This is a genomic window from Cohnella sp. GCM10012308, assembly GCF_042649185.1.
Taxonomy (GTDB): Bacteria; Bacillota; Bacilli; order Paenibacillales; family Paenibacillaceae; genus Cohnella.
This window is the reverse complement of record NZ_JBHRYU010000028.1, coordinates 24,302-38,908: the sequence shown is the minus strand read 5'-3', so window position 1 is coordinate 38,908 and position 14,607 is coordinate 24,302. Positions and strand designations below refer to the sequence as shown.

Here is a 14,607-nt window from a genome sequence, read left to right as displayed (position 1 = left end):
GGTATCTTCGCTTAATTCCCCCTCGACATGTGGTTTAGTGTTAAGAAGTCATACTTTCGACCCGATTTCGCTATCTTGCGAAACCTTTTACTATAAGTAGGCGTCTTAACCAACGTAATAGAACATCATGGATGAGGTGGAGAATTGAAACAGATCGGCTTCTTTGTACTGCTCGCAGCAATTTTCTTCTGTTTTTCGTTCGCCGGACAAGCCAGCGCCCAGTCCTCGGGGGCAACTATCATACTGGACGGTCAAGCTCTGTCACTCCAGAAAAAAGACAAGATCGAAATTTTAAAAGGCAGCGTCATGGTCCCCATCCGCGTCATTGCCGAAAATCTCGGCCTGCTCGTTACTTGGAATCAAACCGACAAGCAAGTGAAAATCTGGTCGGGCAGCGGCGACATCAAGTTAACGATCGGCAGCTCGGTCGCCAGCGTCGGCGACGCCAGCTTCAAGCTGAACGCCGCTCCCGTCAATCGCTCAGGCACGACGCTGGTCCCGCTTCGCTTCGTCGGCGAATCCGCCGGGCTCGGCATCGGCTGGGATAATGTCAAGAAGGTTGTGACCTTGACGTCTTCCCAGCCCTCGGAACCTTGGATCCCAACATCGCCCACACCATCGGCGACACCGACACCTTCGCCTGCACCGACGACCTCGCCCAATCCGACGCCGACGCCCGCTCCCGGAACGACGCCCACGCCATCGCCGTCTCCTGCAACGGGCGGTCAGATTAAAGGAATCGGCTGGAGCGACGGCAGATTAGCGATCTCATTCAGTGGCAGCCTCATCCCTAAAACGTATGCGGTCGCCAATCCTTCGCGTATTGTAGTCGAGCTGCCTAATACGTCATTCGATCCTGCGTTTTCGACGCTGCAATCTTACGATACGGCAACGCAATCGGGCGAGTTCACGGTTTCTGACGGTTCGAGCGCCACTCATGTCGGATATGCCATAACCGATACCGCGTCCAAGACGATCACTATCACGCTGGACCTGGCGGCGGACAAGCCTTATTCCGCCTACCAAGAGGCCGATGTCGAGTCGAACGTATACGTTGTCGATCTGAAGCCGACCGCGACGCCGACACCGCCCCCCGTCAATCCGAGCAATGGCAAAAAGATCGTCGTCATCGATCCTGGCCACGGCGACGGCGACCCGGGCGGGATCGGCGCCACCAAGAAGCAAGAAAAATCGTTTAATCTGTCGCTTGCGCTTAAAGTGGAGAAGCTGCTGAAGAAGGAGTCCGCCTTCCAAGTCGTGCTGACCCGCCATGACGATACGTTTATCCCGCTATCGGACCGCGCGACGATCGCGAACAAAGCCGGCGCGGACGCATTTGTGTCCATTCATGCCAACATCGCGCCCGGCAAACCCACCGTTCGAGGTACAGAAACTTATTATTACACGGGAAGCGGCAAGACGCTGGCGAATATCATGCACAAGCATCTGGTTCAAGCGACCGGCTTCACCGACCGCAAGGTCAAGTACGCAAGCTATAAGGTGCTGCGCGAGACGGCCATGCCAGCTACGCTGCTTGAAGTCGGATTTTTGTCCAACGTGACGGAAGAATCGATTCTTTTCAGCGATAGTTTCCAGAACCGCGTCGCCCAAGCGATCGTGGACGGACTGAAGGAGTATTTTGGCGTCAAGTAGCAGACGTTGAATGGGATCGTCTCAGCTAACGCTCGCTTTTTCTTGCGGAAATAGGCGGATGGACAGTCCGATTCGGCAACAGCACATATATTAGGGGTGTGGAAGTCACCACAATCCAAAACCTCGGAGGTGTAGCAAATGAGCGGAGTAGCTGGCGCAGGTTACGGCGGCGGAGCAGCATTCGTCCTCGTCCTCTTCATTCTTCTCGTGATCATCCTTCGTGCGGGCATCGGCCTGTACTAAGAGCTCATGCCTCTAGCAATTCCTCCTACTGTCCCGGTGCGCCCTGGCGCAGCGGGCTTTTTTTTACGTTTGCAACGCATGGAGACGCCCCGGACATCTCGTATCAGCTCGCTTTTTCTTTCGAACTTCGCGCATTCCTGAACACGAACGGCGCGATCGCGACCGCAGGCACGAGCAACGCAAATCCCGTTAATCCGACGATCCCGTAATCCTGCAGCCATGAAGGCGCGTCGTTCGCCGCCTTGAACAGCCAGCCTCCGATGTTCGGGCCGACGAAACCCGCGATACCGGTCAACGCGGAAAACACCGCGATGTAGATCGGTCTATCCGATTTCGGCGTATCCCCGATCAAAAAATTGAACACGAGCAAATTGTAGCCGCCTAAACCGATACCGAGCAGGACGTGCGACAAGCCGAGGACCAGCACGACTGGCAATGCTGCCATGCCAAACCAGACGATACAGGTGAGCGCAATGATCGGGAATGTCCAGGTAAGAAGCCGGCGCGCGGAAAAACGTGCATTTAAATTACCCCAGAAAATATAACTGACCATCATGACGATATTTTGAATCATCGTAATCAAGGTGACGCTGCTATAGCTTAAATTCAGTAAATTAAGCATTGCATAGGCATAAAGCGGTACGACAACGTTCTGAATTAAAATGAACAGCGTGATAAAGGAGGCCGCGGATAAAAAGGGCCGATCTCGGAAGGGCTTGAGGATCAGGGATGCTGATAGCCCGCCGCCTGCGCTTTCATAAGGAGGATTGGCATAACGGGACAACTCGATGCCGTTCCATACGACGCAGAGCGCGCAGACCACAAAAAGTATCGTGAAGCCTCGCCCGCCTGGCAACCAATCCATGAGTTGCCCGCCAATCAGCAATGTCAGGCTGGCCACCGCCCAATGAATTGTATTACGGATGCCGAAGTAACGGCCGCGTACGGGAGGCGGTACGATATCGGCCATTAAGGATGTCCAGATGACGCCTCCGGCTTGCCCCAGCGTGAATGAACAGAGGAATACGAGCATGTACATTGGCGCCCAAGCCGCATGGGGAAACAGAAGGGGGATCAATCCCGTGCATATCCACATCGTCCGATGGCCGACGCCAAGCATCGTTGCGACCTTGCGCCTGTCTCTCCACCTCTCCATGGCAAACGCCATGAAGATCTGCGCGAGCAGCGTCAAGGAAGGGATTGCGGCGATCAATCCGATCTGCTCGGACTGGAACCCCAGGTACAACAAAAAAGCCGTCTGCAAGGGCCCGCCCAGCAGGTTGGCGATGATCGTAGCGGGGATGCCTTCTATTAGCGAAGCCCGCAATCCGCGTCTGGTCTCTGAATCGTTAAACCTGCTTCGGAGCAGTCGTTGAATATCCAGACCCGCGATTCGTATCCGCTTGGTCATCGGCAGTTCCCCCATGGTGGTCCGAATCTATCGACCGCTTCACCCGCAACGCTAGCCGTCGGGCGACATAAAAAAGCCCCGAGACGTAGCCGTCGCGGAGCGCGCTTTCGTTCAATCCGATTCTACTCTTTTTCCCCTACGAATGGCAAATAAATCATAAACTCAGTGCCCTCGCCGAGCCGGCTGTCCACCTGTACCGTGCCGCCATGGTTCCGTATGATTCGATAACTGACTGATAGACCGAGCCCCGTCCCCTCGAACTTCGTCGTAAAGAAGGGATCGAATAACCTGCTCAGCGTCTCCCGGTCCATCCCTCGTCCATTGTCGGCGATGCTGATGACGGCATACCCGCGTTCCTTGCGCGCAGACAGCCGAATGTTCGGCCTGCGCTTGTCCGCCACGTGTGCAACCGCATCCAAAGCATTTTTCACCATGTTCAAAATCACTTGCTTGATCTGCTTGACATCAATCGAGATCGTCAGGTACGGATCGAAAATCTCGCACGTCATTTCGACCCCTTGCATGTGCGCCTCGCTCTCGGTCAGCAAGATCGTCTCCTTGAGCAGGAGGCCTACGAGCACGGTCTGGGTCATCGGCGCGGAAGGCTTGGACGAATTGAGAAATTCATAAATAATGTCGTTTGCTCTGTCGATCTCGGACAAAATGATTCGCGCGTATTCCTGCTTGCCGATCGACTCCAGATACGGCTTGAGCAGTTGTATGAAGCCCCGGATGCTCGTCAGCGGGTTGCGGATCTCATGAGCGATCGCCGCAGCAATCTTGCCCAGCATTGCCAGCTTGTCATTCTGAAAAGCGCTCTGTTCAATCTGCTTGTGCTCGGATACGTCCTTGATGCTGACCAGAATATCCCCATCGAGTTCTTCGATCTGCGAGATGCTGATCAGCAAATACCGGCTACCGTCCTGAAACTCGCCCTGTGCGCGTCGGTCATACTTCAACTGTCTGTACATACGAATAAAAATAAGCCGCAGCGAACGGCTCAAGCTGGGGTGAAACAATAGTTGGCGGAGACTCTGGCCGATTAGTATGCGCCTGGGCGCTTGCAGCAGCCGAGCCATCGGCACGTTCAAAAATCGAAGCGTCCCGCCGGGCTCGAACAGCGCAATCCCGCTGTCCAGATGCTGGAGTACCGTCTCGAATCGGCTCGGCCTCTCTTCCTGGAGCGGAATGGCCTTCGCCGCGGCCTGTCTCAAATCCTCTGGCAGTTGTTCTTCCTTGGCTGCCGCCGACTCGGAACAGGTGTGACTGCCGAGAATCTCGTGAAGAAACAATAGACTCCGATGCATGAGCGCCAGCCTGTCCTCGCTATCCGCGTGCGAGACGAGCAGGCGGACGTTCTCCTCGTGATGCTCGAAAATGTGCTCAGCGGGAACGCCATTCAGCAGGTCGAGCAGCTCGCTCAGATCGTATCCCTCCCTCGTGTCTTCGTGAAGCACATACTCCACGAGTACCGGGAAATATCTCGTTCTCCATTTCTCCATGCCGTATTCCTCCAGGCTCGACCTTGCGTCAAGTCCATCATAGTAAAGGAATGGGAAAGATGTCAATCAGAGAAGATGTCGAATAAAACGCGAAAAACGCCGCCCCCGGCTGTCGACTTGAGTCATAAGTCGCAGATCCGGAAGCGGCGCGCTCCCTTGCTGTATGTGTCGGAAAACGATAACGCTACAGCGCCCCGCCCGTCGTCCGCTTGAGACGGAGCTTGTGCCGGCGCTGGCTCAGCACGCCGAGTCGGCGCTTGAGCTGTTGCTCCCACTCTTCGTCTCCGATCTTCTTGGCGAAGGTAAGCAGGTCCAGCCCCATGTCGATCTGATTCTGCACCATGAGGAGCGGGTCCTCTTCCTCGTTGTTGACCGAGTTCTCGTGCAGATCCTTCTCCGACTCGTCCACGTAGTCCTGGAAGTCTACCTCCGACGCGCCGTCGCCGTGCGCGTAGTCGGCCAGAATCTCATATTCGTTCTCGACCAGGTAATGCACCTCGACCCGGTGGCATACCGGACAAAATAGAATCGGGACGTTGTGAATTCGCGTGCGATAGTGCTTCAGCGTTCCCTTGGTCCCGATCATGCTGGCTCCGCAACAGAATGACATCGACTTCCCCTCCCTTATGGACGTGTATGGCATTGCCGGATGATTCACTATATTCTCCTCTAAAACGGCAAATTCCTGCCGAGCATCCCAAAAGTCAATAAAAGGGCTGCCGTCTAAAGGATGCCAAAGGCGCATGCAAGAGCATGCGCCTTCGGCTCAAACGATATTCGATTAGTTGGCAACCAGGTTCTTGTCGCCCGGCTTCCAGTTGATCGGGCACAGCCCGCCGGATTGCAGCGCTTGGAGCACGCGAAGCGTCTCTTCGACGCTGCGGCCTACATCGTTGTGGTTAACGACTTGGTACTTAAGCACGCCGTCGGGGTCGATGATGAACAGGCCGCGCAGCGCGATGCCTTCTTCTTCGATCAGTACGCCGTAGTCGCGAGCCGCTTGCTTCGTGATGTCGGCAGCCAGCGGGAAGTTCAGTTGGCCGAGGCCGTTGTCGTTCTTAGAAGTGTTGATCCATGCCTTGTGGCTGTGGATGCTGTCTACGCTGACGCCGAGAACTTCGGTGTTCAACGCTTTGAATTGATCGTAAGCTTCGGACAGCGCGACGATCTCCGTCGGGCATACGAAGGTGAAGTCCAGCGGATAGAAGAAGAATACGAGCCACTTGCCCTTGTAATCCGTAAGGGACGCTCTGCCGAATTCCTTGCCGTCACCGGACACAGTCTCCAGGTTAAAGTGCGGGGCCTCGCGGCCGACCAAACGCTCTGCCATTGACAATTACCTCCTGTAATTCCGACTACAAAGCCGGGCCTTAATTTGCTATAACCGATAGTATCATAGAGTGAGAATGAAAATCAAGCTGTAGTGATTACTTCTTTGAAACTATTCTAATCTAATCCTTACCGCCTTATGCAAGTTGGCCCATGGAACAGCCCGACAGATTCCGACGCAAATTAGCGAACCATTGCGGCTACGATCAGATCGCCCATTGCCGTCGTGCCGATCGCTTGGCTCTTGTCTACCGCGATATCGCCCGTACGGTGGCCGGCGTCAAGCACTTGCTTGACGGCGCGCTCGATGACTTCCGCCGCTTCTGCATAGCCGAACGTCAGTTGGAACATGAGCGCAACGGACAAGATGGTCGCGATCGGGTTGGAGATACCTTGACCTGCGATATCAGGCGCGGAGCCGTGAACCGGCTCATACAAGCCGAAGCTGCCTTCGCCGAGCGAAGCGGACGACAGCATGCCGATCGAACCGGTCAGCATAGCGGCTTCGTCGCTCAGGATGTCGCCGAACATGTTCTCCGTCACGATGACGTCGAAGCTGGACGGGCGGCGCAGCAGCTGCATCGCGCAGTTGTCGACGAGGACGTGCTCGAGTTCGACGTCCGGATATTCCGGCGCGATCTTGTTGACGGTCTCGCGCCACAGACGGCTCGTCTCCAGCACGTTCGCCTTGTCGACCGACGCAAGCTTCTTGCGGCGCTTCTGCGCGATCTCGAAGCCTTGGCGGACGATGCGCTCGATCTCCTGCACGTTATAAACGCAGGTATCGATGGCTTCTTGGCCGCCCGCGCCTTCGCGGCGGAACTTCTCGCCGAAGTAAATGCCGCCCGTCAGCTCGCGCACGACGATGAGGTCGGTGCCTTCGAGCACTTCAGGCTTCAGCGTGGAAGCGTCCTTCAGGCAGTCAAATACGACGGCCGGACGGATGTTGGAGAAAAGGCCGAGCGCCTTGCGGATGCCGAGCAGTCCCGTCTCAGGGCGCAGCTCCTTCGAATTGTTGTCCCACTTCGGACCGCCGACAGCGCCGAGCAGGACGGCGTCCGCGCGCTCGCAAATGTCGAGCGTTTCTTGCGGCAGCGGCGTGCCCTTCTCGTCGATGGCGATGCCACCGAACAGGCCGTGCTCGAGTTCAAACTTATAACCGAACAGTTCTTCCGTTTTTTTCAATACCTTTATCGCTTCATCGACGACTTCAGGGCCGATGCCGTCGCCGGCGATGACCGCTATTTTCTTTACTTCTGCCATACGTTTAAGTTCACTCCCGACTTAGGTTCCATTCCGATTGCTATGTTTAGTTGTAGCACATATCGCGGGTCTCGTCCAAAACATAAAAACTATGCCGTTAATAGTTAACGGCTATGAGTTGCGGAACGCGCTCTTGCTGACTGACATGAAGCTGCTTTATGACTATCTTTGCGCTGCGGCAACAACGATTGTCGCGATTCGTTCAACCTCGTTTCGATCAATGACGGGCAGGCTTGGATGCGCAAAAGGAAAACAGGGCGAAACGCCTATGACGTTGACTAGTTCGTCAATTAGTTCGACGTCTCGCGGCTGCCGCAAAAGCGCCCACTTTGCATAGGGCGCCCGTTTGAAGCCCTCGGCCAAGATAATGTCCGCCGGCGGCAGCATCCCCGCCAGCTCCTCCAGCGAGGCTTCGCCCGGCGTCCAGACTGCCGATAAGGCCGGCGAGGATGCGCCCGTTCCCGCAGCCCCGGCCGCCAGATGGAGCCACGTATCCTTATCGGGCAGATCAAGCGCAGCCGCCCTGGCCCTCACGCTTTCGTCCGGCTGGTGCCCATGATGTTTGAGCGTTGCCACCTTCATGCCAAGGCTCGTCAGATGCCTTACGAGTGCGCAGAGAAGCGTCGTTTTGCCGCTGTCTGCATAACCTACGATCTGAATAACGGGAGGCAGGATGCTCATAGTCGCAGACGCTCCTTTGCTATACGATAGTCCTCCGGCGTATTCATGTTCATGAGCCGGTCCGACACCTCGCCTTTCGGCAGCCATCTCACCATGTTCATACTTTCCGTAGCATCCATCACTCGCTTGTTCCCGGCGTTAAGCGCGGCTTGCCATACGGCCAGCGTACGGCTGCGATACAACGCGCACAGCGGATGAAGCTTACCGTCGACCTCGGGCAGCACGGCGTCCGCCTCCGGATGCCGTGCCAGCGTCTCTGCAAGCGCCAGCCATACATGCGGCCCGGCGAGCGGGTAGTCGCAAGCTACGACAAGCTGCAGCGGAAGGCTAGAGGCCGACATGCCCGCGAATATGCCGGCGACGGGGCCGAATTCGTTGACGTTATCCGCAATGACGCGAATTTCTTTCGGTAGAAAGTCGTAGTCTCGTTTAATGTCGGCTACGACCGTCACCTGCTCGGCGACCTCCAAAAGATTTCTGCATAACCGCATAAGCAGCGGCTCTCCGTTAAATTCGAGCCATTCCTTGCGGGCGCCCATTCTTCTGCCGGCTCCGCCGCACAATACGACGGCATGACAGCCTGATAACCTAACGTTAGATTTCCCATTCTTTACGGATATCAATGCCATGCACGCTCCTGCCAGCCGGGAAGCAGCCTAACTTCGATCGTCTCGCCAGCCCGCGTCTCTAGGGCAGACGGAGGAATCGCAAGCAGCGCATTAGCTTCTCCGATCGAGACAAGCCCCGATGAGCTATTCTCAACGCAAGGTCGGGCCATCAGCATGCCTCCCTCAATCCAAACGATGCCGCGCAAAAACCTGGGATTGGCATTGCTCTTTAAGCTGCCTTCAGCTAGACGCGCCTGGTACCATGTCAGAACGCCGCTGCCCCCGCCCAGCCGCTCGATCGCCGGCCGCGCCAACAACTCAAATCCGGCGAAGCAGGCGCCAGGATTGCCGGACAGCCCGATGAGCAGCTTGCCGTCCATGACGATCGCGCTCGACGCGCTTCCAGGTCGAATGGCCAGCTTGGAAAACAAGAGGCCGGGGCCGGCTTCCCGAAAAAATCCGCCCATGACGTCGGTGTCTCCCACGGAAATACCGCCCGACACGACGACTAAATCGGCATCCGCGAGTCCGCGCCGCAACGTTTGTTTCGTTTGGTACGGCTCATCCGGCACATGCGCGTCCCACAACGTTTCCCCCGCCGCCGATTCGATCAATGTCCGCAGCATCGGCAGATTGCCGTTGCGAACTTGTCCGATGCCCGGCACCGAGTCGACGGACACCACATCGTCCCCCGCCGTAATGACGACAATACGCGGCTTGCGGTAAACGCGAGGCCGTGCTGCGCCGACCGACGCCAGCAGCGCTGCTTGTCCCGGACCAATGCGCGTTCCCGCCGCGAGGAGCACGCTGCCGGCCGAAGCTTCGGCGCCTGCGGCTGTGACATGCCTGCCCAATGTCTCCGGCCGCAAAAATACAGCCTGGCGCAAGCCTTCGTCGCCCTGCTTTAAGACAACGGCTTCTTGCATGACGACCGTATCCGCGCCTTCGGGCAGCGCGCCGCCTGTCCCGACGCGCATGGTCTCGCCCGGGCGAATGCTGAACATTATGGCGCCGCGAGCGTCCCCTTCCAAAACGTCAAGCATCACCGGTCGCTGCGGCGACGCTGCAGCCAGATCCGCCGCTTTAACGGCATAGCCGTCCATGCCCGAGCGGGCAAACGCCGGTATCGGCGAATCCGTCCGCACCGCTTCTGCCAAACGAAGGCCGTATGCCTGAATCAGCGGCACCTCCTCGGCACCGATCGGCTCGGCCCAGGCCAAGATGCGCCGCTGTGCTTCTTCTAGGGAAATCGCGTCCCGGCGTCCACTCATTTTTCTGACCCCACCCTAATTCCTGTAATCATAATATTTTCCATATAATAGAATACATCAAGTGGAGATGTCATTTTCTCGCGCTCATACCATTATCCCATCGGCTCAGATTGACTTTATTTTGAGCAGTGGAACTAATCTTCCGTTTCTAAAAGTAGTTGTCCCCCGCGAGCGTTCCTGCGAAAATCATGTGCAGCGGCAGATCCAGCCTGTTAATCATTGTATCATTTCTCCCCGATGCACAATAGCGCACACTCCAGTCTGTACTGACTCATCCGGCCCTTCATCCGGTTAAGATTTGCGGAGTTCCGGGATAGTGATCGAGCGAAGTGCCAGTCTAAAACTTACTCGATTAGATACGTAGTTGATGGCGTTCTGAGCCAATCCGGCGCCTAGCTGATTCAATGGGATAATGGAATGAGTTCGGAAAAACGAACCTATATACCGCTAGCCATGCCCAAGAAATAAATAACGCACCGCCGTCGATTCCTCGACGAACGGTGCGTCCGCATGTTAAATACCTTCGCGTCACTTGCTACAATTACACGCCGACGCCGGCATGCGCCAACGCCTTGGACAGCCTGGCGATGCCTTGCCGCGAACGCTCCTCGTCCGTGTACGAGAAGTTAAAGCGCGCCTTGTTCAGCTCCGGCTGCTCGGAATAAAACGAGATGCCCGGGACGAACGCGACGCCGTGTTCGACGGCCGTCTTCAAAAGATCGTTCGTGTTCACCGACGACGGGAACTCGATCCAGATGAACATGCCGCCCTTCGGCACTTCCCACTTGACCCCCGGCCAAGCTTCCTGCTGGAGCAGACCGACCATGTTCTCCATCCGCGCTTCATACTCCGTGCGGACGAATTCGATGTGGCCGTCCAGGTCGAAATGGGTCAGCAGCTGATACAATGTCTGCTGATCCAGCGTGCTAGACTGCAGATCGGAAGCCTGCTTGGCGCGCGCCATATTGCGGATGATATCCGCATCGGCCATTACCCAGCCTGTACGCAGACCCGGAGCGACCGTCTTGGAAAAGGTGCTCGTATAGACGACGCAAGAGCCCTCGACGGACGGCGCCAGCGAGAAGATCGAAGGATATGTCAGCGACGCGTCGCCGAACTTCAATTCGCCGTACGGATCGTCCTCGAGGATCAGCGTGTCCGTACGTTGGCACAGCTCGAGTACGGCTTTGCGGCGCTCGAGATTCCAAGCCTTGCCGGTCGGATTCGAGAACGTCGGAATGACGTACAGCATCTTGGGCTTGTACTTCAGCAGCTTGGCTTCGAGATCCGCAAGGTCGAGGCCGTCGCTGTCGCCTTCGACGGACACGGTCTCCGCCCCATAGGAACGGAATACCTGCAGCGCGGACAAATAGGTCGGACGTTCGACCAGAATCGTGTCGCCCGGATCGATGTAGATTCTCGTGAGCAGATCGATCGCCTGCTGCGAGCCCGTCGTGAGCAGCATGTCGTCGGGCGTGACGTTGCAGCCCTTGCGCGCCATACGCTCGCAAAGCGCCTCGCGCAGCGGCAGGTAGCCTTCGGTCAGGCCGTATTGCAGCGCCTTGTTGCCTTGGGCCATCACGCGCTGGAACGCTTCGGACACCGCGGCGACCGGGAAGTGCTCCTCGGCAGGCAGCCCGCCGGCGAAGGAGATGATTGAATTCCCCTGCGTCAGCTTCAAAATTTCCCGGACTGCCGAGGAGGAGAAGCTCCCGAGTCTGGAGGAGTATCTGTAATTCATACGGGGTTCCCCATTTCTCAAATGACGGCGGTCCGTAGCTTCGAAGCGGCGGGCCTCCGCCTTAAATATTCGTTATCGGTTAAATCAAGGTGACGTTGTCGCGATCCCGCTTGGTGCGAGGCGGCTCCTGCCGCTTCTCTACCAGGCGGTTAAGCGCATCTACGTACGCGCGCGCGCTCGCTTCGAGTATGTCGGTGCTGACGCCGCGGCCTTGCGCGCTGTACTCGCCCTGCTTGAGCACGACGTGAACCTCGCCAAGCGCGTCCGTGCCGTCCGTAACCGACTTGATCGTGTAATCGTCCAACTCAACGACCTCGCCCGTCTGGGCGTTGATCGCGTGATAGATCGCATCGACGGAGCCGTTGCCCTCAGCCGTATGCGACACGATGCCGGCCGGCGTCTTCAGCTTGACCGTCGCGCTTGGACCCTTATGGCTGTCGAACGACACGACGAGCTGTTCGAGCGCGAACACTTCCGGCGTCTCGATGATCTTTTCTTCGAGCAGCGCCAGAATATCCTCGTTGGACACGTCCTTCTTGCGGTCGGCCAAGTCCTTGAACTTGCCGAAGGCGGCGTTGACCTGCTCCTCGGACAAGCCTTCGAAGCCGAGATCGACGAGCTTCTCGCGGAACGCGTGACGGCCGGAGTGCTTGCCGAGGACGAGCTTGCTGTCCTTCATGCCGATCGTCGCCGGGGAGATGATCTCGTACGTCGTCTTCTCCTTCAGCACGCCGTCCTGGTGGATGCCCGACTCGTGCGCGAACGCGTTCGCGCCGACGATTGCCTTGTTGCCCGGCACGGGCATGCCTGTCAGCTTGCTGACGAGGCGGCTCGTCTTGGCGATCTCCTGCAGGTTCAGGCCGGTTGTCGCCTGGAAAAACTCCCCGCGCGTATAAAGCGCGAGCGCCACTTCTTCAAGCGCCGTATTGCCGGCGCGCTCGCCGATGCCGTTGATCGTGCCTTCGATCTGGTCGGCGCCGTTCTGAATCGCGGCCAGCGCGTTAGCCGTCGCCAAGCCCAGATCGTCATGGCAGTGCGCGGAAAGCTGAACCTTCTCGATGCCGGGCACTTGCTCCTTCATCGTCTTGAAAATATTGCCGTATTCGTAAGGCGACAGGTAGCCGACCGTGTCCGGCAGGTTCACGACGGATACGCCGAGCTTGACGGCAAGCGCTGTCACTTCGACAAGGAAGTCGATCTCCGTACGGCCGGCGTCTTCCGCAGAGAATTCCACTTGGGAAAAGTGCTTCTTTGCGTACTTGATCATCGCTTCCGCGGCTTCGAGCACCTCGTGCTTTTCCATGCGCAGCTTGTGCTTGCGGTGGATCGGCGAGGTGGCGAGGAAAATGTGGATGCGCGGATCCTGGGCGCCCTTCAGCGCTTCGACGACCGCGTCGATGTCCTTCTCGCGGGAACGGGCGAGTCCGGTAACGGACGCGTTCTTAATGGCGCGAGCGACCGCACCCACCGCGGCGAGGTCGCCGGGCGAAGCGATCGGGAAGCCGGCTTCGATCCGGTCGATGCCGAGCTTTTCGAGCTGCAGGGCGATTTCGACTTTTTCCTGCGTATTCAGGTTGACCCCGGGGGATTGCTCACCGTCGCGGAGCGTCGTGTCGAACATATAAATTTTGCGCATGGCGTGGCCTGCAGGCCCGCACCTCCGATCGTCATGCAGATGAGAGAAAGAGAAGGCCGAAATGCTCCGACCTTCTCCCGATTATAACATAAGGTTAGCTAGCTCTTACTTCTTGATCCAGTGCATCAGGCCGCGCAGCTGCGCGCCGACGACTTCGATCGGGTGCTCGGCTTCGATGCGGCGGGTAGCCGTCATGAACGCGTTGCCGGATTGGTTCTCGAGGATGAAGTCGCGAGCGAACTTGCCCGTTTGGATGTCCGTCAGAACAGCCTTCATCGCCTTTTTCGTCTCGTCGGTTACGACGCGCGGGCCGGTGACATAGTCGCCGTACTCAGCCGTGTTGGAGATCGAGCTGCGCATCGAAGCGAGGCCGCCTTCGTACATCATATCGACGATCAGCTTCAGTTCGTGCAGAACTTCGAAGTAAGCCATCTCAGGCGCGTAGCCGCCTTCGACCAGCGTTTCGAAGCCGGCTTTGACGAGCGCCGTAGCGCCGCCGCACAGAACGGCTTGCTCGCCGAACAGGTCGGTCTCGGTCTCTTCGCGGAACGAAGTCTCGATGACGCCCGCGCGGGTACAGCCGATGCCTTTCGCATAAGCCATGCCGATTTCGAATGCTTTGCCGGTGCCGTTTTGGTGGATCGCGATCAGTCCGGGAACGCCGAAGCCTTCGACGTACGTACGGCGAACCATGTGGCCCGGGGACTTCGGCGCTACGAGCAGGACGTCTGCATCCTTAGGAGCGACGATCTGGCCGAAGTGAACGTTGAAGCCGTGGGAGAACATGAGGGCTGCGCCCTTCTTCAGGTTCGGTTCGATCTCTTCGCGGTAAACGCGAGCTTGCGTTTCGTCAGGCATCAGGATTTGCACGACGTCTGCCTTGGAAACAGCTTCAGCTACCGGGAATACTTCGAAGCCGTCGTTGCGAGCCGCTTGAGCGGACTTGCCTTCGCGAAGGCCGATGATGACTTGCAGGCCGCTGTCGCGCAGGTTTTGCGCTTGGGCGTGGCCTTGGCTGCCGTAGCCGATGACCGCGATCGTTTTGTTTTGCAGGGCGCCGAGGTCGGCGTCTTTTTCGTGGAACAGTTTGACTGCCATTGGTAAGATCCTCCTTAGTATGTGAAGCTGGGATATATAGGCGACCCTCATGGAACGGGCGTCCCAAGGGAGAACCGTATTCGCGCGGCGCAGTCCGACTCCGTGTACAAGCCCTGGCCGCGAAAGGGAGTTCTCCCCTCGAACACCCGCTCCTGGGATAGCGGATGAAAG

General features: G+C 57.5%; 13 protein-coding genes. 2 read left to right on the top strand and 11 right to left on the bottom strand.

The window, feature by feature from the left end; translation table 11 throughout:
- Nucleotides 1-144 precede the first annotated feature (144 nt).
- Nucleotides 145-1,653, top strand: coding sequence for an N-acetylmuramoyl-L-alanine amidase (locus ACFOTD_RS24795; protein WP_378122627.1), 1,509 nt, complete (start codon nt 145-147; stop codon nt 1,651-1,653).
- A 138-nt stretch (nt 1,654-1,791) separates the two neighbouring features.
- Nucleotides 1,792-1,896, top strand: coding sequence for a YjcZ family sporulation protein (locus ACFOTD_RS24790; protein ID WP_282909948.1), 105 nt, complete (start codon nt 1,792-1,794; stop codon nt 1,894-1,896).
- Nucleotides 1,897-1,999: 103 nt separating this feature from the next.
- On the opposite strand, the gene ACFOTD_RS24785 is transcribed toward ACFOTD_RS24790, so the two are convergent.
- The 11 genes from ACFOTD_RS24785 to ilvC all read right to left on the bottom strand — a co-directional run bounded on the left by ACFOTD_RS24785 (nt 2,000) and on the right by ilvC (nt 14,436).
- A complete protein-coding gene (locus ACFOTD_RS24785; RefSeq protein ID WP_378122626.1) occupies nt 2,000-3,307 on the bottom strand; it encodes an MFS transporter in 1,308 nt (435 codons plus the stop codon).
- 122 nt (nt 3,308-3,429) lie between these two features.
- Nucleotides 3,430-4,809 carry a two-component system sensor histidine kinase NtrB gene (locus tag ACFOTD_RS24780; protein WP_378122625.1) on the bottom strand — a complete coding sequence of 460 codons (1,380 nt, stop codon included), beginning with the start codon at nt 4,807-4,809 and terminating at the stop codon, nt 3,430-3,432.
- 184 nt (nt 4,810-4,993) lie between these two features.
- Nucleotides 4,994-5,419, bottom strand: a complete 426-nt coding sequence (locus ACFOTD_RS24775) for a hypothetical protein (RefSeq protein WP_378122624.1) — start codon at nt 5,417-5,419, stop codon at nt 4,994-4,996.
- 171 nt (nt 5,420-5,590) lie between these two features.
- Nucleotides 5,591-6,139, bottom strand: a complete 549-nt coding sequence (locus tag ACFOTD_RS24770) for a peroxiredoxin (RefSeq protein WP_378122623.1) — start codon at nt 6,137-6,139, stop codon at nt 5,591-5,593.
- A gap of 182 nt (nt 6,140-6,321) precedes the next feature.
- Nucleotides 6,322-7,401 (bottom strand): 3-isopropylmalate dehydrogenase, encoded by a 1,080-nt coding sequence (gene leuB / locus ACFOTD_RS24765; protein WP_378122622.1) that lies wholly within the window; start codon nt 7,399-7,401, stop codon nt 6,322-6,324.
- A 162-nt stretch (nt 7,402-7,563) separates the two neighbouring features.
- Nucleotides 7,564-8,082, bottom strand: a complete 519-nt coding sequence (gene mobB / locus ACFOTD_RS24760) for a molybdopterin-guanine dinucleotide biosynthesis protein B (RefSeq protein WP_378122620.1) — start codon at nt 8,080-8,082, stop codon at nt 7,564-7,566.
- Nucleotides 8,079-8,711 (bottom strand): molybdenum cofactor guanylyltransferase, encoded by a 633-nt coding sequence (gene mobA / locus ACFOTD_RS24755; protein WP_378122619.1) that lies wholly within the window; start codon nt 8,709-8,711, stop codon nt 8,079-8,081. The genes mobB and mobA overlap by 4 nt, the downstream gene beginning before the upstream one ends.
- Entirely contained in the window at nt 8,702-9,961 is a 1,260-nt protein-coding gene (locus ACFOTD_RS24750) for a molybdopterin molybdotransferase MoeA (protein ID WP_378122618.1), read from the bottom strand. The genes mobA and ACFOTD_RS24750 overlap by 10 nt, the downstream gene beginning before the upstream one ends.
- A gap of 541 nt (nt 9,962-10,502) precedes the next feature.
- Entirely contained in the window at nt 10,503-11,702 is a 1,200-nt protein-coding gene (locus ACFOTD_RS24745; RefSeq protein ID WP_378122617.1) for an aminotransferase-like domain-containing protein, read from the bottom strand.
- A 79-nt stretch (nt 11,703-11,781) separates the two neighbouring features.
- Nucleotides 11,782-13,338: a 2-isopropylmalate synthase gene (locus ACFOTD_RS24740; RefSeq protein ID WP_378122616.1), complete on the bottom strand. Its 1,557-nt coding sequence runs from the start codon at nt 13,336-13,338 to the stop codon at nt 11,782-11,784.
- Between the two features lie 105 nt (nt 13,339-13,443).
- The gene (ilvC, locus tag ACFOTD_RS24735) at nt 13,444-14,436 is read right to left on the bottom strand and encodes a ketol-acid reductoisomerase (protein WP_090114013.1); all 993 of its coding nucleotides are present in this window, start codon (nt 14,434-14,436) and stop codon (nt 13,444-13,446) included.
- Nucleotides 14,437-14,607: the final 171 nt, after the last annotated feature.